Here is a 19,422-nt window from a genome sequence, read left to right as displayed (position 1 = left end):
GTGCCCCTGGCGAAGAAGAAGCGTTTCCGCCGACGGACATTCCGCCAGATTCTCGGCGGCGTTCGCCGGCGGGTGCGACGTGCGGCAGGCAGGACACGGAGCGTGTGGCGGCGCTCGCTCCAGCTCCAGGTGGTCACCAGCACGCTGGTGATCTCCGTGATCGTGGTGGTCGTGCTGGGCACGTTCCTGTCCGAGCAGATCAACCGGTCGGTCGTGCAGAGCAGCCAGCGCTCCTCCGCCAGCGAGGCCTTCGCCGACCGCCTCCAGATCGCCGACGCGCTGGCGCCCGAGACCGACGACCCGACCAAGCCCGCCGACAGCGGCAAGAAGGGCTCGGCCAACCCGCTCGACGACGTCATGGACATCGTCACCGGATCGGGTGAGAACGGCTCCAAGAAGCGCTACGACGTGCTGATACTCAACCAGGCGATCCCCGGCCAGTCGCGGGCGTCCGGGGGCGTCGTGCCGTCCAACGTGCCGGAGAGCCTACGGCACAACGTGCAGAAGAAGACCGTCGGGTCCATCGAGAAGATCAAGTTCGCCGGCGAGAGCCAGCCCAGGCTCACGTACGTGGTCGGCGGCACCGTGCACGTGCCCTCCAGCGGCCAGAACTACGAGGTCTACCACTTCTTCCCGTTCACGGACGAAGAGGAACTGCTGTCCAACGTCCGGCTGGCCATCGTCGTGGTCGGCCTCGGGCTCGTGCTGCTGCTCGCCGCCATCGCGTACCTGGTCGCCCGCCAGGTCGTCACTCCCGTGCGCCTGGCGCGCCAGGCCGCCGAGCGCCTGGCCTCCGGCAAACTGGACGAACGGCTCAAGGTTCGCGGCGAGGACGACCTGGCCCGCCTGGCGAACTCGTTCAACGAGATGGCCGCCAACCTGGCGCTGAAGATCCATCAGCTGGAGGAGCTCTCGCAGGTCCAGCGGCAGTTCGTCTCCGACGTCTCCCACGAGCTGCGCACGCCGCTGACGACCGTGCGCATGGCCGCCGACCTGCTCTACGACGCCCGCGAGGACTTCGACCCGATGGCCTCCCGCTCGGCGGAGCTCATGCAGGCCCAGCTCGAACGGTTCGAGTCGATGCTGGCCGACCTGCTGGAGATCAGCCGCTACGACGCCGGCGCCGCCACGCTCGACCTCGACCCTGTGGACGTGCGCGACGTGGTGCTGCGGGCCATCGCCGACTCCGAGGCGCTGGCCGAGCGGCACACGACCCGCTTCGAGCTCCGGCTGCCGAACGAGCCGTGCATGGCCGAGATCGACAACCGCAGGGTCGAGCGGATCCTGCGCAACCTGCTGTTCAACGCCATCGAGCACGGCGAGGGCAGGGACATCGTGGTCACCGTCGGCGCCGATCGGGACGCGGTCGCGGTCGCCGTGCGCGACCACGGGATCGGGCTGAAGGGCGGCGAGGACACGATGGTGTTCGACCGGTTCTGGCGGGCCGACCCGTCGCGGGCGCGGACGATCGGCGGCACCGGGCTCGGGCTGGCGATCTCGCGCGAGGACGCCACGCTGCACGGCGGCTGGCTGCAGGCCTGGGGACAGCCGGGGGAGGGCTCGCAGTTCAGGCTGACGCTGCCGAGGACGGCCGGGGCCGATCTGAAGGGCTCGCCGCTGTCGCTGGTGCCGCCGGAGATCGAGATGCGGCGTACGTGGCGTACGGCCATGACGCCGGTGCTGCTGCCGGCCTCGGCGGACGGGGCCGACCATGACGACGACTAGACGGGTGACCGGGCGGCGTGAGCGGGTGTGGCGGCTCGGCGCGGTGTTCGTGATCGGGGTCGCGGTGGTCTGCGCGGGCTCCGGCTGCACCGTGATCCCCGTGACCGGTCCCCTCACCGTCAACGAGGCCGGCAGCGGCGACCCGCTGAGCAAGCCGTTCCACCGCATGATCGCCTTCCCGCCCGACAAGACCTGGAACGAGGAGCAGACGATCAGGGGTCTGCAGGCGGCCATGGCCGCCTACGCCGACGACCCGACCATCCTGCCCCAGTACCTGACCCAGGAGGCGCGGGCGAAGTGGAGCGCCTCGGGGCCGGTGACGGTGGTCGACGACGCGTTCGAGGTCGTGCCTCCCACCGAGCGCGAGGGGACGGAGCCGGTGGAGAAGGTCACGGTCAAGGGCCGGTGGGTGGCGCGCATCAAGGAGGACGACTCGTACGCCCCCACCGCCGGTCCCTGGGTGGACTCCTTCGAGCTCGTGAAGGCCGAAGGCGGCGGTTACCTGGTCAAGAGCCTGCCCAACGGGCTGCTGCTCACCGACTCCGACGTGAGCCGCGCGTACCGGGCCACGAACCTCTACTACCTGAACGGCAACAGCCCGAACACGCTGGTCGTGGACCGCGTGCGCCTGCGGCTGAAGCCGACGGAGACGTACGCGCAGACCATCCTGCAGCGCCTGCTCAAGAGCCCCACCTCGGCCCTGCAGGGGGCGGTGACGACCAGCTTCCCGCTCGACACCAAGGTCGAGTCGATCAGGTCCGGCGAGGACCGCGTGGTGATCAACCTCTCCGGCCCCCTCGACACCCTTGACCTGGGCGCCGAGGACTCCCTGCGGGCCCAGATCAGGTACAGCCTGAACAAGAACGAGATCGCCAAGGGCCGCGTCATCGAGATCCAGGTGAACGGGGAGTCCTACTCCATCGACCGGCCCGACTCCGACGACGACTGGCTGGACGCCACCAGCGACGCCGCGTACTACATCAGCAAGGGCGCGGTCCACTACATGAGCAAGGACGGGCCCGCGGGCAGCGTGCCTGGTCCGGCGGGGCAGGAGCGCGACGGCTTCCACGGCTTCGCCCTGTCCAAGGACGGTGGGTACGTCGCCGCCCAGACCTCCACCGGCATCTCGGTGGCGGCGCTGACGCAGTCGGGGCGCTGGCAGGAGGTCATCCAGGGCACTCTGACCCCGCCCACGTGGCACCGCGACGGGTCACTGTGGACCTACGACCAGACGAACTCCGCCCTGCTCCGGTACGACCCGCTCAGCGGGAAGGGACCCCAGCGGATCTCCGCGCCCAAGCTGACCGGGCTGGACGTCACCCGGCTCAGGATCGCCAGGGACGGCGTGCGGGTGGCGGTCACCACCGGTCAGAACACGGTCCAGATCGGCGCGCTCACGGGCGGGGCGGCGGGGATGATGCTGGGCAACTTCCAGGCCCTGACCACCACCGAGGGGGGAAACAAGATCCTCGACGTGGCCTGGGAGGATGACGAGCACCTGCTGGTGCTGGTGGAGGGCCAGGCGGGGCAGGTGCTCAACGAGATCAACGTGGGGGACGGGGAGATCGAGGGAGTGCCGCTGAAGGAGCCGCTCGCGGCGGTGGCCGCGGTGAACGACCGCGTGCTGGCGGAGGCGAAGACGGCCAAGGGCAACCAGATCATGGAGCTCGGCCAGGACCGGCAGTCCTGGACCCCCAAGATCGAATCCGGCGCCAGCACGCCGCTCTTCCCCCTGGGCTAGCCGCTCGTCTCTCCCCGGGCCGGCCGCTCGTCGGCCCGGACGGAAATTGTCGGTCGCGGGCGGCATCCTGGCACGCGTGCTGACCGCCGTGCTCGACCTCGTCCTCCCGCAGTCCTGCGCCGGGTGCGCCGCCGGTGGTGCGCGGTGGTGCGCGGGCTGTCAGGCCGAGCTCGTCGGCGCGCCCGCCAGGCGGTTGCCCGAGCCCGTGCCGGACGGCCTGCCCGACTGCTGGTCGGCGGCACCGTACGAGGGCGCGGTGCGCAGGGCGGTCGTGGCGTACAAGGAGCGGGGCGCGGTGGCGTTGGCGGAGGTGCTGGCGGAGGCCGTGGCGTTCACCGTCGTGACGGCGGTCGACGGCGCGAAGGCACCCTGGGCCGGCGGGCGGTTCGCGGTGGTGCCGGTGCCGAGCGCGCGGCGGACGCGCCGGCACCGGGGCCACGACCCGGTCGGGCGGCTGGCGGTGCTGGCCGCCGGTCGGCTGCGGGCGTGGGGCCTGCGGGCCGAGGCCTGGCCGGCGCTGGGCCAGGCGCGGCGGGTGGCCGACCAGGCGGGGCTGAGTTCCGCCGAGAGGAGCTCCAACCTCGCGGGGTCACTCCAGGTGCGGCGGGCCGCGAAAGGCCCTCCAGCGGCCTGTGCGGTGCTCCTGGACGACATCGTCACGACCGGGGCCACCCTCGTGGAGGCCGCCAGGGCGCTGAGCTCGGCGGGGGTGCGAGTGCCGCTGGCCGCGACCGTGGCCGCGACACGCCGAAGATCTTGAAAAGGATTACGGTTACGGTGAGTAAAGAAAGATCCACATCGCTATCCTCACCACGAGGCCACATGTCACTTCCCCCAAGGGGGCGGCAGGGCTGCTCAGTGGGCGGGAGCTCCATCCTCATAAGGGTTGCCGACCGGTTAAATAGGGCATTTGGGAGAGCATGAGGACCTCGGGAAAATCACGGTACGTGATCCTTTGGCCGATCCTCCGGCTGACATTCGCGCAGGATGCGGATAGCGTTCTGACATGGCACCCGTTCGGGTCCGTGGTTGCGCAGGGTCGGGGTCCCCGACTCTGCTAGCCGATGCCAGCCGCAGGCAAAACGGTCCACGTAAGGCGACTCTTTGTCGACCGATCACGGTGCGGCTTAGGGGTAAGTCCTGCCTTCCCGAGGGTCCAGATGTCCCTCGCCAGAAGAGAAGGGCAGTAGTGGCAACAGAGCTGCGAAACCCTCAGCAGGCGGATGTGGGGTCGAAGACCAGGTCGGCCGGACGGGTGCCAACCGAGTTCCCGGTGACGCAGAGTCGGAAGAGGGTAACGGTGACAGAAAGGCAGACAGCAGACCCCGTCCGACAGGCACGTCGTCGGGCGCTCTTGCTCAGTCGCTAGACCGAAGGGGGGCTGTTGCATGGACATCATCGTCAAGGGCCGGCACACAGGTGTGAGTGATCGGTTCCGTGACCAAGTGACGACCAAGCTGGCCAGGATCGAACGTCTGGACAACAAACTCATCCGAGTCGATGTGGAGGTGTCGAAAGAACGCAATCCGCGCCTCGCTGACCAGCGCGAGCGCGTCGAGCTCACCATTCACTCTCGAGGACCGGCCATCCGCGCCGAAGCCTCGGCCGACGACCGATTCGCAGCCCTCGACATGGCCCTCGACAAGCTGGAAGGCCGCCTCAGGCGGCTGGCCGACCGGCGCAAGGTCCACCACGGCAACCACTGCCCGCCCTCTGTGGCGGAGATCACCGCGGCACTCCCCGACGTCGCGGACCTGACCCCGCGGGAGGCCACCGCCCCCGCCGAGGCCGAAGAGGACGAGCAGGTTCAGCGCGACCAGCGCTACGACGACATCGTCCCGATCGAGATGGACGGCGAAGGGCCGCTCGTCGTCCGAGAGAAGTTCCACAAAGCGGAACCCATGACCATCGACCAGGCCCTCCTCGAGATGGAGCTGGTCGGGCACGACTTCTACCTGTTCCGTGACAAGGAGAGCGGCCAGCCGTGCGTGGTCTACAACAGACGCGGCTACAACTACGGCGTGTTGCGGCTCGTAGAGCCATGATCGCGCGCTAAAAGATCTTCTCGACCACCCGAGAACCGCGGCTCCCGTGCCATCATTGCGGTTCAACGGCTCTGGCCCCCCGACGAGGAGGAGACGTGAGCGAGCTCAGTCAGGTTCAGATGAGCGAGCGAAGCGAAGCGAAGGCTGTCGCGAGGCGGATCAAGGAGGCCTCGTGACCGAGTCCGGCGAGGTCCGTACCTCAGCGACCGAGCCGATCCGCGTGTTGATCGTTGACGATCACGAGCTGATCCGGCGGAGCCTGGCTCTCGCGCTGGCCGCTGAGCCCGACATCGAGGTGGTCGGCGAAGCGAGTGACGGGCAGGAGGCGGTCGAGTTGGCCAACCGCCTCATGCCCGACATCGCGCTCATGGACGTGCGTATGCCACGGCAGGACGGGATCGAGGCCACGAAGGGCATCAAGGCCTCGGTCCCGAGCACGCGCGTCATCATGCTGACGGTGAGCGACGAGGAAGAAGACCTCTTCGAGGCCATCAAGGCAGGCGCCACCGGCTATCTGCTCAAGGACGTCCAGATCAACGACGTGCCGGCCGCGGTGCGCGGCGTGCACGAGGGCCAGTCCTTAATCAACCCGGCGATGGCCGCCAAGCTCATCAGCGAATTCCAGAACATGAGCCGCAAGGAGTCCGAGCGCCCTCCCCAGCTCCCCGTCCCCCGCCTGACCGATCGCGAGATGGAGGTCCTGCGGCTGGTGGCCAAGGGGATGAACAACCGCGAGATCGCCAAGCAGCTGTTCATCTCCGAGAACACCGTGAAGAACCACGTACGCAACATCCTCGACAAGCTGCAACTGCACTCGAGGATGGAGGCCGTGGTGTACGCGGTGCGGGAACGCATGCTGGAGATCACCTAGCCGTCCATGCGGGGAGCCTCACCCCGGCTCTCACCTGGACGGCTCAGGGGCAGGCAACCATCGCCGCCCGCGAGGCTGCGCCGCCCCGGGCTCCGCCCGTGCGGCCAGGAGACATGCAGTTACCACCGCCCGCGAGGCCGTGTCGCCCTGGGCTCCGCCTGCCCGGCCAGAGGCATGCAGCCACCGCCGTCCGCGAGCCGCCCCCCACTGGGCGGCCAGGGAGCAGGCAGCCACCGCCGCCCGCGAGGCCGGGTCCCCCGTTTCCCATCTGGGCGGTCAGGGACAGTCAGTCACCCACGCCCCGGAGGCCGTGCCGCCCCCCGTTCCTACCTGGGCGGTCAAGGGATAGGCACAGCCATCGCCGCCCGCGAGCCGTCACTCCTGCCCCCACCTGGGCGGCCTGGAGGCAGACACCCACTCGCGCCCGCCACCGCTGCCCGCAAGCCGTCTCACTCCCGCCCCCATCTGGGCAGCCTGGAGATAGGCAGCGACCCGCGCTCGCTACCCGCGCCGGCCCGTCTGGCGCCGTCGTGCTGGGGTGTTATCGGGCGGTGGCGGCGGCGTTCAGGATCGGGACGAGCTCGGGCGGATCGGCGTGCTCGACCCGTACGGAATCGCAGCCCACCCACTCCGCCGCAGACCACAGGGCGTCCGCCAGGGCGTCGGCCCACCTGGCGGGCGACAGGCCCGGCTCCAGGTGGAGCTGCCGGATCACCAGCGTGCTGCCCTCACGGGCCGGGTCGACGCGGCCGATCAGCCGGCCGCCCGCCAGCACGGGCATCGTGAAGTAGCCGTGGACCCGTTTGTGCTTGGGGACGTACAGCTCGAGCGTGTACTGGAAGCCGAAGACGCGCTCGGTGCGGCCGCGGTGCCAGATGAGGGAGTCGAACGGCGACAGCAGCGTCGTGCGATGGCGCCCGCGCGGCTCGGACTCCAGCGCCGTCGGGTCCGCCCAGGCGTTGGGGGAGCCCTTCTTGCCCGGCCAGCCCGAGACCGTCACGGGGACCAGGCCCGCCGCGCCGCTGCGCAGGGCCTCGTCGAGCATGGCGGCGTACTCGCCCTTCAGGCGCAGGAAGTCGATGAGGTCGGTCCTGTTGGCCACGCCCAGGGACCGGCCCGCCACGGCGGCCAGGCGTACGACGCACTCCTCGTCGGAGAGGTCGTCGGCCAGGAGCTCCTCGGGGACCACGCGCTCCGCCAGGTCGTAGACGCGCCGCCAGCCGACACGGCGGCTGCAGACCAGCTCGCCGATGTCGAGCAGCCACTCCAGGCCGATCTTGGAGTCGGACCAGTCCCACCACGGGCCGCCGTTCTTGGCCCCGCCGACGTCCGAGGTCGTCAGCGGACCCTGCTCGCGTACCTGCTCGAGCAGCTTGTCCACCCCGTCGGGGACCTCATGCCAGCGGTAGCGCCGCTTACGGTACGCCCGGCGCCGGAACGAGTAGAGGGGCCAGTGCTCGACGGGCAGGATGCAGGCGGCGTGGCACCAGTATTCGAAGCTCTGGGCGGGGTTGTGCCAGTAGGCCCGTTCGATGCTGGCCCGTCCCACCGCGCCCAGGCGAGCGTAGGCGACCAGCTCGTGGGAGCGGGCGAGCACTGAGATCGTGTCGAGCTGCACGGCGCCCAGCCTGCGCAGCATCGCGTGCGCCCCGCCCTTGCGCGCGTCGGCGCCGATCATGCCCTGGGAGCGGAGGATGATCCGGCGCGCCTCGTCGAGGGTCAGGTCGATGGTGCCGGTCATGGCTGCGATTGCGTATGGCGATGCATGCGAGCAATGTAGCGACGGCCACCGACAAAACATCCCCGCCCGCCCCACCCTTTGGGCACACCACCCGCCATCCGCGCCCGGCCCACCCACCGCCAACGCCACCGGCCCCACCAACACCGACCGCCCCCGTCGATGCCTCCCGCGCTGATGCGTCCCGCGCTGATATGTCCCGCGCCGACTGTGTTCCGCGCCCGCCTGACGCCTTGTCGACGTCACCCGCGCTCGTCGGCAGTGGAGGTCGCCCATCGCCCGCCAGCTGGCACCGCCCACACCTGGCCCGCCACCAGCCAATGCCCGGACTGCCGCCAGCCCACGCCAGGCGCCCCCGGCTCGCCGCCACTGACGCCATCCTCGCCCGGCGGGCCGCTCGTCAATATCGCCCAGTCCTCGACCGTCGGCGCCACCGCGTCTGGTCTGCGCCACCGCGTCCGGTTGGCGTCACGGCGTCACCGCGTCCGGTCTGCCCGCCGTCAACGCCAGCCGTCTTGCCCCGCCGATACGGATCGTGCCCGCCGTGCCACCTGAGAGCGGCCGGGCGGCAGGCGACGGCGCCTATAGCAGACCCAGGGGTCCTCCAGCGCCGCCTGTCCGGCCTGTGGCTCGTACGCCCCGTACGCAACCCCTCATCCCCGCCCGACACGCGCGGCGGGCTCGTCGTTACGGGGATTGTGCTCGCCTATTACGAAAGGCCGCGGCCGGGGCCATTGAGGTGCTCGCGGCCGGTGTGGGAGAACCGGTCACCGGCGGCGCACAGAGCGTGGGAGATGGGAGCTGGCGGGGCACCCGTGGGTGGGTGCCCGCCCGGTGAAGCGTGCGTCAGCGGTGATCTTCAGCGTGCATGCCCACGCGGGGCGCGTCGATCACGACATCGGTGAAGATATCGAAGACAAGGGCCAGGACGCCGCCCACGACGAACACTCCGGCGCCGATCCAGACGAGCGTCCAGTTGGCGGCCGTGAGGCCGAAGCCGGCCACCACCGTGCCCACCAGCATCACCGTCACCGCCAGCCACGATGACGCGCGCCCGGCGTGGCTGCCGAGATTCTCCGTATGCTCCGACTTCTTCCCTTCAACCATGATTAATCCTTCCTTTGCCGGTTATCGCGCTTATTGGTGCGAGCCGGCTCTCAACCGGCATACCCTCTGCCTTGACCCATTCTCCCAGATGGGTGTTGCGCCCTCGTCGTCACGGTGGCTGTGTCTGGTTGCGGAACCGCCTACGATGGCAACGGGGAAGTTTGTCTCGGCCTCTCCTCCTGGCGGCGCCGCCGGGGTAGACCTGCGAGGAGCTTTACATAAAGTGGCAGCCATTCTCGACAAGATCCTACGTGCCGGCGAAGGTAAGATCCTGCGCAAGCTCAAGCGGATCGCAGACCAGGTCAACTCCATCGAGGACGACTTCACGAGCCTGTCCGACGCGGAGTTGCGTGCGCTGACGGATGAGTTCAAGCAGCGCCATGCAGACGGTGAAACGCTCGACGATCTGCTTCCCGAGGCGTTCGCGACCGTGCGCGAGGCGGCCCGCCGCGTGCTCGGCCAGCGGCCCTACGACGTGCAGATCATGGGCGGCGCCAACCTCCATCTGGGCAACATCTCGGAGATGAAGACCGGTGAGGGCAAGACCCTCACCTGTACGCTTCCGGCGTACCTCAACGCCATCTCCGGCAAGGGCGTCCACGTCATCACGGTCAACGACTACCTGGCCAAGCGTGACGCCGAGACCATGGGCCGCATCCACCGGTTCCTCGGCCTCGAGGTCGGCTGCATCATCGCCGGCCAGCAGCCCGACGAGCGGCGCAAGCAGTACGAGGCCGACATCACGTACGGCACCAACAACGAGTTCGGCTTCGACTACCTGCGCGACAACATGGCGTGGTCGCTCGAGGAGTGCGCGCAGCGCGGCCACAACTTCGCGATCGTCGACGAGGTCGACTCCATCCTGATCGACGAGGCCCGTACGCCGCTGATCATCTCCGGCCCCGGCGAGCAGTCGGGCAAGTGGTACCAGGAGTTCGCCAAGATCGTCCCCCGCCTGCGCAGGGGCGTCGAGGCGAAGAACCCTGGCGAGGAGAGCACCGGCGACTACATCGTCGACGAGAAGAAGCGCACGGTCGGCATCCTGGAGGCCGGTGTCGAGAAGGTCGAGGACTGGCTCGGCATCGACAACCTCTACAAGCCCGAGCACACCCACCTCGTCGGCTTCCTGAACAACGCGCTCAAGGCCAAGGAGCTGTTCAAGAAGGACAAGGACTACATCGTCGCCGACGGCGAGGTCCTGATCGTCGACGAGTTCACCGGCCGCATCCTGCACGGGCGCCGCTACAACGAGGGCATGCACCAGGCCATCGAGGCCAAAGAGAGCGTGAAGATCAAGGACGAGAACCAGACTCTCGCCACGGTCACCCTGCAGAACTACTTCCGCCTCTACACCAAGCTGAGCGGAATGACCGGTACGGCCGCGACCGAGGCCAACGAGTTCCACCAGACGTACAAGCTGGGTGTCGTCCCGATCCCGACCAACCGGCCGATGGTCCGCAAGGACCAGGCGGACGTGGTCTACAAGACCGAGGACGCCAAGTTCGACGCGGTGGTCCAGGACATCAAGGAGCGCTACGAGGCGGGCCAGCCGGTGCTCGTCGGCACGACCTCGGTGGAGAAGTCCGAGCGGCTGTCCAAGGCGCTCAAGCGCCGCGGCGTGCAGCACGAGGTGCTCAACGCGAAGAACCACGCGCGTGAGGCGTCGATCATCGCCGAGGCCGGGCGCAAGGGCGCGGTCACCGTCGCCACCAACATGGCCGGTCGAGGCACCGACATCATGCTCGGCGGCAACTCCGAGTTCCGCGCCGATCTCGAGCTGCGCCAGCGCGGCCTCGACCCGGTCGAGACGCCGGAGGAGTACGAGAAGGCCTACGCCGAGGCGCTGGAGAAGGCCAGGGCGGCGGTCAAGGCCGAGCACGACGAGGTCACCTCGCTCGGCGGCCTCTACGTTCTCGGCACCGAGCGCCACGAGTCGCGCCGCATCGACAACCAGCTCCGCGGCCGCTCCGGCCGTCAGGGCGACCCCGGTGAGTCGCGGTTCTACCTGTCGCTCGGCGACGACCTCATGCGCCTGTTCAACTCGGCCAGGGTCGAGATGATCATGACCAGGCTGCAGATCCCCGACGACCAGCCGATCGAGTCGGGCATCGTCTCCAAGGCCATCGCCTCCGCCCAGCACCAGGTCGAGCAGCAGAACTTCGAGATCCGCAAGGAAGTTCTGAAGTACGACGAGGTCATGGACCGCCAGCGCAAGGTCATCTACGCCGAGCGCCACCGCGTGCTGGAGGGCGCCGACCTGCACGAGCAGGTGCGCGGCTTCGTCGGGGAGGTGATCGACGGCTACGTGCAGGGCGCCACGTCCGAGGGCTTCGCCGAGGAGTGGGACCTCGACAAGCTGTGGAAGGCGTTCGGGGAGCTCTACCCGATCTCGACCAGGATCGAGGACCTCGTCGAGGAGGCCGGCTCTCGCGAAGAGCTGTCCGCCGAGTTCATCTCCGAGAAGGTCAAGGCCGACGCGCTCGAGGCGTACGCCAGGCGCGAGGAGGAGTTCGGCCCCGAGACCACGCGCGACCTGGAGCGCCGCGTGATCCTCTCGGTCCTCGACCGGAAGTGGCGCGAGCACCTGTACGAGATGGACTACCTGCGCGAGGGCATCGGCATGCGGGCCTACGCGCAGAAGGACCCCAAGATCGAGTACGCCCGCGAGGGCTTCGAGATGTTCGCCGCGATGCTCGAGGGCATCAAGGAGGACTCGGTCGGGTTCCTGTTCAACCTCGAGGTGGAGGTGCAGGAAAACCCGATCGTCGAGGAGGAGGACGCGGCCATCGCGGAGACCCGCTCGATCATCGCGCGCGGGCTGCGCGGGCCTGAGCGTCCGGCCGAGCTCGAATACTCCGCGCCCGGCGAGCAGGGCGAGGTCGAGCACACCCGCGTCCGCACCACTTCGGCGGAGCGGGCCGCGTACGGAAACGTGGAGCGCAACGCGCCCTGCCCGTGCGGGTCGGGCAAGAAGTACAAGCGCTGCCACGGCGATCCCAAGAACGCCGCCTGACGCTTCTTTTTGAGACCCCCACCTCGTGTGGGGGTCTCTCCTTTTCTGCGTCTTTTCTGCGCCTTTTTTATGCTGTTTCAAAGTCGGTGCAGAGCCATTGGGCGCCTCTCCGTTCGAGCCGTATCGCCAGGACGCGGTTGCGGTCGCCACAGTGCACCAGCATGCACATCTCCACGGCGCCGTCCCTGGGCTCCTTGACGTGCACGCTGCCGGCGAACGGGGGGCGGCTGGTCTTGATCATCTTGCCTGCCTGGACCAGCTCTCGGTAGGCGCGAGCTGTGAGCTTGTCGGCCACGGTCTCCGGCGGGCGGCGGCCCGCGAGCACCTCTGCCAGCGCCTGGCCGAGGTGGCGCAGCTTGCGCTCATCGGGGATGGATCCCGGCGGGCCCCATACGAGGGGGTGGGGGTCCAGGGCCAGGGTGCCGTGGATTTCCGGGGGTGCGATTTCCGATGTCGGCTGCTCTTCGTCGTAGGGGGGTTCGGGGGTGGGGGTGACGCCGATGCGGGGGGTTGTTGACACGCATCCTCCAAATTCTTGGACGAAGAAAGAATCGTTATAAGGAGTTTTCGGTCTGGGCTAGGAATACAAATGCCGCCAACTTCTCCTGGGGGTGGATGGGTCTGTCCGTCTTTGATGGAGAAGATTTTTGGAAGTTGGATCCCCTTGGAGTGGGGGTGGAGGGCTATTCCGGACGCGATTGGCTGGGTTGCGGGCGCCCCAAACCCTTTTGGGCATGCACGTAGTGGGGTGGTGGTCGTCCCTTTTTCGGGGCGCGAGTGGGCTCCGCCGTTGATGGGCGCCGGGCGCGGCCGGTGGGGCGTCTCGCCGACGCGGCGCTTTGGAGGGCCGGGCGAGGTGATGGACGTGGGGCGGCGGTGTGGCGGGTGGCCTGGGGCTCGTGGGGCTCGCTCGTGGGGTGTTTGGCCGGGGCGGTGGTCGTGGGTTGCGGGGCGTGTCGTCCGTGGTGGCCCTGGCTGGGCTGTGGTGCGTGTCGTGTTCCCGTCGTTGGGTGGGCGCTGGGTATGGCCGTGGGGTGTCTCGGCGTTGCGGCGCTTGGGGAGCGGGCGTCGCGTGGGTTGGTGGGGCGCGTGTGTTCTGTGGGTGGGTGGAGCGGCTTGGGGTGGGAGGTTAGGTTTCGCCTGAGTCGAGGTCTGGTTCGGGTTCGCGGCCCGGGGTGAGGATGTTGAGTTTGCGGATGAGGAAGGTGAAGACGGCGTAGTAGATGACGCCGTAAATCACCCCCAAGATCAGGATCCCGGGCAAATTCTGGGTGTTCGACTTGCTGGCGTTCAGGAGCATGTCGAGCAGGCCGGCGGAGAAGCCGAATCCCAGTTGTCCGCCGATCAAGGTGGTCAGGGCCATGGCCAGGCCGGTCAGGATGGCGTGCACCACCAGGAGCAGGGGGGCCACGAAGATGAAGGCGAACTCGATCGGCTCCGTGATCCCCGTGACGAACGACGCCAGGGCGGCCGAGAGCATGATGCCGCCCACCGTGGCGCGGCGGTGGGGTGGGGCGGCGCGCCACATGGCGAGGGCGGCGGCGGGCAGGGCGAACATCATGATGGGGAAGAAGCCGGCCATGAACTGGCCGGCGTGCGGGGCGCCGCCGAAGTAGCAGTTCCAGTCCCCGCCCAGCACCCGGCCGCCCACCTCGCACTGCGGCACCACGTACCAGACGACGGAGTTGACGAAGTGGTGCAGGCCGAGGGGGATGAGCAGGCGGTTGATGAGGCCGTAGATGCCGGTGCCGATCGGGCCGATGGCGGCCAGGGCCTCGCCGGCGTGGCGGATCCACTCGCCGATCACCGGCCAGAGCCAGCCGAAGACCACGCCGAGGAGCAGGGCCACGATGGAGGTGATGATGGGGACGAATCGGCGACCGCCGAAGAAGGCCAGCCAGGACGGCAGCTTGATGCGGTGGAAGCGCTGCCAGAGGAGGGCGGCGACCAGGCCCATGACGATGCCGCCGAGGACCTTGGTCGGGTTCTGCATGCCGTAGTTGATGATCTCCTTGATGCCCTGGGCCTGGGCCTCCTTGATGAGGACGGTGTCGCGGATGTCGGAGCCGAAGAACATCACCTTGGTCACCCGGTCGAAGACCAGGTAGCCGACCACGGCGGCCAGGGCGGTGGAGCCGTCGGCCTTGCGGGCGAAGCCGATCGCCACTCCCACGGCGAACAGCAACGGCAGGTTCTCGAACAGCGCCGCGCCGGCCGCGGCCAGCACCTCGGCGACCTGGTTCATCCAGGCGAACCCGGCCACGTCCGCCAGGCCCCCCGGCTCGGCGCCGTTGGAGCCGAGCATGTCGGGCTGGCCGAAGCGCAGCAGCAGGGCGGCGGCGGGCAGGGCGGCGATGGGCAGCATGAGGGAGCGGCCCAGCCGCTGGAGCACGGTCATCACGCGAGCGAACGGCGAAGGCCGGGCGGCGGTGGTCTCGTTCACCGGGCGTTCCTCCGAGCCGGGTGAGGCCTCAGCCCCGTCTTACGGGCATTTCCAGGATGGTGCGCAACTGGTAACGATCCGCACGATACGTGGACACGCCCAGCTCCGCACAGACGCCGCCGGCGAACGACCTGCGCTGCAGCAGCAGTACGGCGCCGCCGCGCGGGAGCTTCAGCAGGTCCGCGTCGCTCGGGTCGGCGATGCCGCCGTCGATGGTGAGCTCGCCGGCGTCCATGACCAGGCCGTAGCGGCTCTCCAGCAGCTCATAAAGTGATTTATCCGACAAGTCGTGGGAACCCAGGTCGGGGGCGAGCTTGACCGGGATGTGCGCCCGTTCGATGGACAGCGGCTCCCCGTCGGCCATCCGCAGCCGCTCGATGAAGTGCACCTCCTCGCCCGGCTGGATCCCCAGCTCCTTGGCGAGGTGCGCGCTGGCCCGCACGATCCGGCGATCGAGGTCGCGCGAGCCCGGGATCATGCCCCGCGCCCTCATGTCGTCGGTGAACGACGTCAGCTGCAGCGCCAGCTCGATCTTGGGCCGGGCGACGAACGTCCCCTTGCCCGGAACCCGGTGCAGGCGACCCTCGGACACGAGGTGGTCGACGGCCTGCCGTACGGTCATCCTGGACAGGCCGAAGCGCTGGCAGAGCTCGCGCTCGGACGGGATGGCCGCCCCGATGCTCAGCTCGTCGCTGTCGATGAGGTCCAACAGGATCTCGCGGAGCTGGAAATACTTGGGCACCGGGCTGTCCGGATCGATGTGCGCCACGGATCCTCCCCTCGATCGCGACCTTGGCAATGGGTTATGGTTCGTACTGGTCTAGTCCGGACTAGACCACATGTCGCGAAAGACGGTCAAGTCCGCGTCGCAGTCGATCAAGGAAAGAGCCCGAGATGACCACGAAGATGCGCAGCGAGATCGCCGAGCAGCCGGCCGCGCTGCGGGCCACCCTGGACTCCCTGCTGCCGAGGGTCGACGAGGTGAGAGCAGTGGGCGAGCAGACTCGCCAGCTGCTGTTCATCGCGCGCGGTACCTCTGACAATGCTGCAGTTTATGGGCGATACCTGGTCGAATCACACGCGGGCCGCCTGGCCGCGCTGGCCGCGCCCTCGATCGCCACGACGTACAAGCGCAAGCTGGACCTGGACGGGGTGCTGGCCGTCGCGATCTCGCAGTCGGGGCGCACCGAGGAGATCGTCGAGACGCTGGCCTGGGCCAAGGACTGCGGGGCCAGGACCGTCGGCATCACGAACGGCGGCGAGCAGAGCCCCCTCGCGCAGGCCGCCGACGTGGCCCTGTGCACGGTCGCCGGCGAGGAGAAGGCCGTTCCCGCGACCAAGACGTACACGACGCAGCTCGCGGCCCTGGCGGTGCTCGCGCTGGGCCTGGGCGCCGACGTGGACGCAGAGGACCTGCGGCGGGTGCCCGAGGCAGTGGAGAAGCTGGTCACCGAGCCGGGCGACCTGGAGGCCGTGGTCGAGGGCCTGCTGGACAAGCCGGGCGTGGTCGTGTCCGGGCGCGGGCTGGCGTTCTCGACGGCCCTGGAGACGGCGCTGAAGCTCAAGGAGGCCTGCTACCTGCACGCCATGGGCCTGTCCTACGCTGACCTGCTGCACGGCCCCATCGCCGTGGTCGACGCCGACACGCCCGCCCTGCTGGTCGCCGCCGAGAACAGCCCGACCCTGTCCGGTACGGTCGCGCTGGCCGAGCGGGTGGTGGCCGCGGGCGCGGCGGCGTACACGATCGGTGGCGGCGACGCGCTCGCACGGGCGGGCACCGCCGCGCTGAACGGCCCCGACCTGCCCGAATGGGTGGCTCCGATGGGGTTGATCGTGCCCGGTCAGCTGCTCACCGAGGCGCTGGCCCGCAGGCTCGGCATCGACCCCGACGCGCCGCGCGGGCTGAACAAGGTCACCCAGACCGACTGAAATAGCCTGGTCACAAGAGCTCTAGGGAGGGCCGGATGGCGGCTGACGCGAACGCGATCATCGCCGGTTTGGGCGGGGCCGACAACATCATCGAGATCGAGCCCTGCATCACCCGGTTGCGCACGGAGGTGCACGACGCGTCCAAGGTCGATCAGGCCGCCCTCAGGGCGGCGGGCGCGCACGGCGTGATGGCCGCGGGGAACGTGGTCCAGGTCGTCGTCGGGCCGGAGGCGGACACCATCGCCAGCGACATCGAGGACATCATCGGCTAAGGGCGAGACCATGACGACTGTTCTCGCCCCGGTTGAGGGGGCAGCTGTGGGGTTGGCCGCCGTGCCCGACCCGGTGTTCTCCGCCGGGCTGGTCGGGCCGGGGGCCGCGATCGACCCGCTGCGCGGGCCGGGCAAGGCCGTAGCCCCCATAGCTGGAAAAATCATGAAACTGCATCCGCACGCGTACGTCATCGTCGGAGACGACGGCAGAGGCGTCCTGGTGCACCTGGGCATCGACACGGTCCAGCTCAAAGGCCAGGGGTTCGAGCTCCTGGCCGCCGAGGGCGACCGCGTGAGCGCCGGTCAGCCCGTCGTGGCCTGGGACCCGGCGGTCGTCGAGGCGGGCGGCCGCTCGCCGGTCTGCCCGGTCGTCGCGCTCGACGCCCTCTCCGGGTCCGTGACGGAGGTCGCGGAGGGGGCGGTTCACGCGGGGGACGAGCTCTTCCGATGGGAATAGCTCCGGAACGAGCGTGTTCGCCGAGACGGCAGAATGTACACGCGCTATCGCACGAGGGTCCGGCTGGTCTGGACCGGCACCAGAAGGAGGAGTAATGGGTGAGCGCAAGGTCACCGTGGCGGCGGAGGTGGGGCTGCACGCCCGGCCCGCCGCGACGTTCGTCCAGCGGGCGAAGAAGGCCCCCATGGACATCACGGTGACGAAGTCCCACGGCAGCCAGCAGGTCAACGGCAAGAGCATCCTCGCGATCATGGCCCTGGACGTCAGGCAGGGCGAGACCGTCGTGATCAGCGCGGAGGGCGAGGGGTCGGAAGAGGTCCTCGACGAGCTGGCCGCGATCGCCGCGGCGCCATGAACCTGCGGGGGGTCGGGGTCAGCCCGGGCATCGGGCACGGCCCCGCGTACGTGCTGACCGTCTCCGTGCCCGAACCCCCCGAGGGCGCCACCTACACCGGTGAGGCGGATCAGGAGAAGGAGCGCGCGATGGCCGCGCTCACACAGGTCGCGGGAGAGTTGGAGGCCCGGGGGAACCAGGCGGGCGGCGAGGCCGAGGAGATCCTCAAGGCCCAGGCGCTGATGGCCGAGGATCCCGGGCTGGTCGTCAAGATGCGAACGTTGATCGACCGCGGCCTGGCCGCCCCGAGGGCGGTTTTTGAAGCTTTCACGAAATATCGGGACGTACTGGCCGGGTCCGGGGGCTACCTGGGCGAGCGGGCCGCCGACCTCGACGACATCAGGGACCGCGTGATCGCGCTGCTCTACGGGCACGCCATGCAGGGGCTCCCGGTCGCGCCCGAGGAGCCGTACGTGCTGGTCGCCAGGGACCTCGCGCCCGCCGACACGGCGATGCTGCGCAAGGAGGACGTCGCCGCGTTCGTCACCCAGGAGGGCGGCCCCACCAGCCACACCGCGATCATGGCCAGGGCGATGGGCGTGCCCGCCGTCGTGGCCTGCCCGGGCGCGCTGGAGATCCCGCCGGGCGTCCGGGTGATGGCCGACGGCACGTCGGGAGACGTACGCGTCGAGCCGGCCGAGTCCGACGTGGCCGAGGCGGTCGGCGCGGACGCCGTGCGGCAGGCGGCGATCGCCGCGGCGAAGGGACCGGGCAGGACCGCCGACGGGCACCCGGTTCCGCTGCTCGCCAACATCGGCGGCCCCGCGGACCTCGACGACGCCGTCAACGCCGGGGCCGAGGGGATCGGGCTCTACCGCACCGAGTTCCTCTTCCTCGACAGGACCGAGCCGCCGTCCACGGAGGAGCAGCGGCGGGCCTACCGCGCGGCGCTGGAGGCGTTCCCCGGCGGCAAGGTGGTCGTGCGCACTCTTGACGTGGGCGCGGACAAGCCGCTGGCGTTCCTGCCCGGGCCCGCCGAGCCGAACCCGGCGCTCGGTGAGCGAGGGCTGCGCAGGTTCAGGAGATTCCCCGACGTCATGGCGGCGCAGCTCGGCGCGCTCGCGGCCGTCGCCTCCGAGCGGCTCCAGGTGATGGCGCCGATGGTGGCCACGGCCGAGGAGGCCGCGTGGTTCGCGCAGGAGTGCCGGGCCAGGGGCCTGACGAACGTGGGCGCCATGGTCGAGGTCCCGTCGGCCGCGCTGCGCGCCCGCGAGCTGCTCACCCGGGTGGACTTCGTCTCGATCGGCACCAACGACCTCGCCCAGTACGCCTACGCCGCGGACCGCCAGGTCGGCGCCGTGAGCGCGCTGCACGACCCGTGGCTGCCCGCGCTGCTGGACCTGGTCGCCATGACCGCGGCCGCCGCCGCGAGAGCGGGCAAGCCGTGCGGCGTCTGCGGCGAGTCGGCCGCCGACCCGGCGCTGGCCTGCGTGCTCGTCGGGCTCGGGGTCTCCTCGCTGTCGATGGGCGCCGCGGCGCTGCCCGCCGTACGCGCCGTGCTGGCCGTGCATACGCGCGAGCAGTGCGAGCGGGCCGCCGAGGCCGCGCGGGCGCAGACGACGGCGGCGCAGGCGCGTGCGGCGGCCCGTGTGCACCTGTCCGGGCTCACCCGGTTGGGGCTGTAACCGGGTCCACATTCGGCCGTCTTGGTAAAGGGACGGTCTGGTGTGGGTTGTCTCATGGATAC

Annotated in this window: 15 protein-coding genes and 1 pseudogene; 11 read left to right on the top strand and 5 right to left on the bottom strand. The window is 69.5% G+C overall.

Annotated features, from left to right (window positions below; translation table 11 throughout):
- The 5 genes from mtrB to ACWDRB_RS14765 all read left to right on the top strand — a co-directional run bounded on the left by mtrB (nucleotide 1) and on the right by ACWDRB_RS14765 (nucleotide 6,382).
- On the top strand, nucleotides 1–1,725 hold the full coding sequence (gene mtrB, locus ACWDRB_RS14785) for an MtrAB system histidine kinase MtrB (protein WP_449894016.1): 1,725 nt from the start codon (nucleotides 1–3) through the stop codon (nucleotides 1,723–1,725).
- On the top strand, nucleotides 1,712–3,466 hold the full coding sequence (locus ACWDRB_RS14780; RefSeq protein WP_449894014.1) for an LpqB family beta-propeller domain-containing protein: 1,755 nt from the start codon (nucleotides 1,712–1,714) through the stop codon (nucleotides 3,464–3,466). Before mtrB ends, ACWDRB_RS14780 begins: the two co-directional genes overlap by 14 nt.
- A 76-nt stretch (nucleotides 3,467–3,542) precedes the next feature.
- A complete protein-coding gene (locus ACWDRB_RS14775; RefSeq protein WP_449894012.1) occupies nucleotides 3,543–4,226 on the top strand; it encodes a ComF family protein in 684 nt (227 codons plus the stop codon).
- Nucleotides 4,227–4,854: 628 nt separating this feature from the next.
- Entirely contained in the window at nucleotides 4,855–5,511 is a 657-nt protein-coding gene (hpf, locus tag ACWDRB_RS14770; protein ID WP_350728411.1) for a ribosome hibernation-promoting factor, HPF/YfiA family, read from the top strand.
- Between the two features lie 172 nt (nucleotides 5,512–5,683).
- Nucleotides 5,684–6,382 (top strand): response regulator, encoded by a 699-nt coding sequence (locus ACWDRB_RS14765; RefSeq protein ID WP_397368267.1) that lies wholly within the window; start codon nucleotides 5,684–5,686, stop codon nucleotides 6,380–6,382.
- A 541-nt stretch (nucleotides 6,383–6,923) separates the two neighbouring features.
- Here ACWDRB_RS14765 and ACWDRB_RS14760 read toward each other — a convergent pair.
- Entirely contained in the window at nucleotides 6,924–8,123 is a 1,200-nt protein-coding gene (locus ACWDRB_RS14760) for a winged helix-turn-helix domain-containing protein (RefSeq protein ID WP_449894008.1), read from the bottom strand.
- Between the two features lie 843 nt (nucleotides 8,124–8,966).
- On the bottom strand, nucleotides 8,967–9,227 hold the full coding sequence (locus ACWDRB_RS14755; protein WP_350728414.1) for an HGxxPAAW family protein: 261 nt from the start codon (nucleotides 9,225–9,227) through the stop codon (nucleotides 8,967–8,969).
- Between the two features lie 223 nt (nucleotides 9,228–9,450).
- Between ACWDRB_RS14755 and secA the strand changes: the two genes are divergently transcribed.
- Entirely contained in the window at nucleotides 9,451–12,240 is a 2,790-nt protein-coding gene (gene secA, locus ACWDRB_RS14750; protein ID WP_449894005.1) for a preprotein translocase subunit SecA, read from the top strand.
- Nucleotides 12,241–12,307: 67 nt separating this feature from the next.
- Here secA and ACWDRB_RS14745 read toward each other — a convergent pair whose 3' ends face one another.
- The 3 genes from ACWDRB_RS14745 to ACWDRB_RS14735 all read right to left on the bottom strand — a co-directional run bounded on the left by ACWDRB_RS14745 (nucleotide 12,308) and on the right by ACWDRB_RS14735 (nucleotide 15,452).
- On the bottom strand, nucleotides 12,308–12,760 hold the full coding sequence (locus tag ACWDRB_RS14745) for an Rv3235 family protein (protein ID WP_449894003.1): 453 nt from the start codon (nucleotides 12,758–12,760) through the stop codon (nucleotides 12,308–12,310).
- Nucleotides 12,761–13,369: 609 nt separating this feature from the next.
- A complete protein-coding gene (locus tag ACWDRB_RS14740; RefSeq protein WP_449894001.1) occupies nucleotides 13,370–14,683 on the bottom strand; it encodes a PTS transporter subunit EIIC in 1,314 nt (437 codons plus the stop codon).
- Between the two features lie 28 nt (nucleotides 14,684–14,711).
- A complete protein-coding gene (locus tag ACWDRB_RS14735) occupies nucleotides 14,712–15,452 on the bottom strand; it encodes a GntR family transcriptional regulator (protein WP_350728418.1) in 741 nt (246 codons plus the stop codon).
- A 125-nt stretch (nucleotides 15,453–15,577) separates the two neighbouring features.
- On the opposite strand from ACWDRB_RS14735, the gene ACWDRB_RS14730 reads away from it, so the two are divergent.
- The 5 genes and pseudogenes from ACWDRB_RS14730 (at nucleotide 15,578) to ptsP (ending at nucleotide 19,360) form a co-directional block, all read left to right on the top strand.
- Nucleotides 15,578–16,612 carry an SIS domain-containing protein gene (locus ACWDRB_RS14730; protein ID WP_449893999.1) on the top strand — a complete coding sequence of 345 codons (1,035 nt, stop codon included), beginning with the start codon at nucleotides 15,578–15,580 and terminating at the stop codon, nucleotides 16,610–16,612.
- A 32-nt stretch (nucleotides 16,613–16,644) separates the two neighbouring features.
- Nucleotides 16,645–16,884: pseudogene (locus tag ACWDRB_RS14725) on the top strand (glucose PTS transporter subunit EIIB); the annotation flags it as partial.
- 10 nt (nucleotides 16,885–16,894) lie between these two features.
- Nucleotides 16,895–17,341, top strand: coding sequence for a PTS sugar transporter subunit IIA (locus ACWDRB_RS14720; protein WP_350728420.1), 447 nt, complete (start codon nucleotides 16,895–16,897; stop codon nucleotides 17,339–17,341).
- A gap of 94 nt (nucleotides 17,342–17,435) precedes the next feature.
- Nucleotides 17,436–17,696: an HPr family phosphocarrier protein gene (locus ACWDRB_RS14715; RefSeq protein WP_192790234.1), complete on the top strand. Its 261-nt coding sequence runs from the start codon at nucleotides 17,436–17,438 to the stop codon at nucleotides 17,694–17,696.
- Nucleotides 17,693–19,360 (top strand): phosphoenolpyruvate--protein phosphotransferase, encoded by a 1,668-nt coding sequence (gene ptsP, locus ACWDRB_RS14710; protein ID WP_449893995.1) that lies wholly within the window; start codon nucleotides 17,693–17,695, stop codon nucleotides 19,358–19,360. Before ACWDRB_RS14715 ends, ptsP begins: the two co-directional genes overlap by 4 nt.
- Nucleotides 19,361–19,422: the final 62 nt, after the last annotated feature.

It is taken from the genome of Nonomuraea sp. NPDC003707 (assembly GCF_053587055.1).
This window is presented reverse-complemented; position numbering and strand designations above follow the sequence as displayed.

Excerpts from the sequence above, each read along its gene's own strand:
- ACWDRB_RS14760 (WP_449894008.1), bottom strand. The coding sequence starts at position 8,123 with ATGACCGGCACCATCGACCTGACCCTCGACGAGGCGCGCCGGATCATC.
- ptsP (WP_449893995.1), top strand. The coding sequence starts at position 17,693 with ATGAACCTGCGGGGGGTCGGGGTCAGCCCGGGCATCGGGCACGGCCCC.
- hpf (WP_350728411.1), top strand. The coding sequence starts at position 4,855 with ATGGACATCATCGTCAAGGGCCGGCACACAGGTGTGAGTGATCGGTTC.
- ACWDRB_RS14730 (WP_449893999.1), top strand. The coding sequence starts at position 15,578 with ATGACCACGAAGATGCGCAGCGAGATCGCCGAGCAGCCGGCCGCGCTG.
- ACWDRB_RS14715 (WP_192790234.1), top strand. The coding sequence starts at position 17,436 with ATGGGTGAGCGCAAGGTCACCGTGGCGGCGGAGGTGGGGCTGCACGCC.
- ACWDRB_RS14780 (WP_449894014.1), top strand. The coding sequence starts at position 1,712 with ATGACGACGACTAGACGGGTGACCGGGCGGCGTGAGCGGGTGTGGCGG.
- ACWDRB_RS14720 (WP_350728420.1), top strand. The coding sequence starts at position 16,895 with ATGACGACTGTTCTCGCCCCGGTTGAGGGGGCAGCTGTGGGGTTGGCC.
- ACWDRB_RS14755 (WP_350728414.1), bottom strand. The coding sequence starts at position 9,227 with ATGGTTGAAGGGAAGAAGTCGGAGCATACGGAGAATCTCGGCAGCCAC.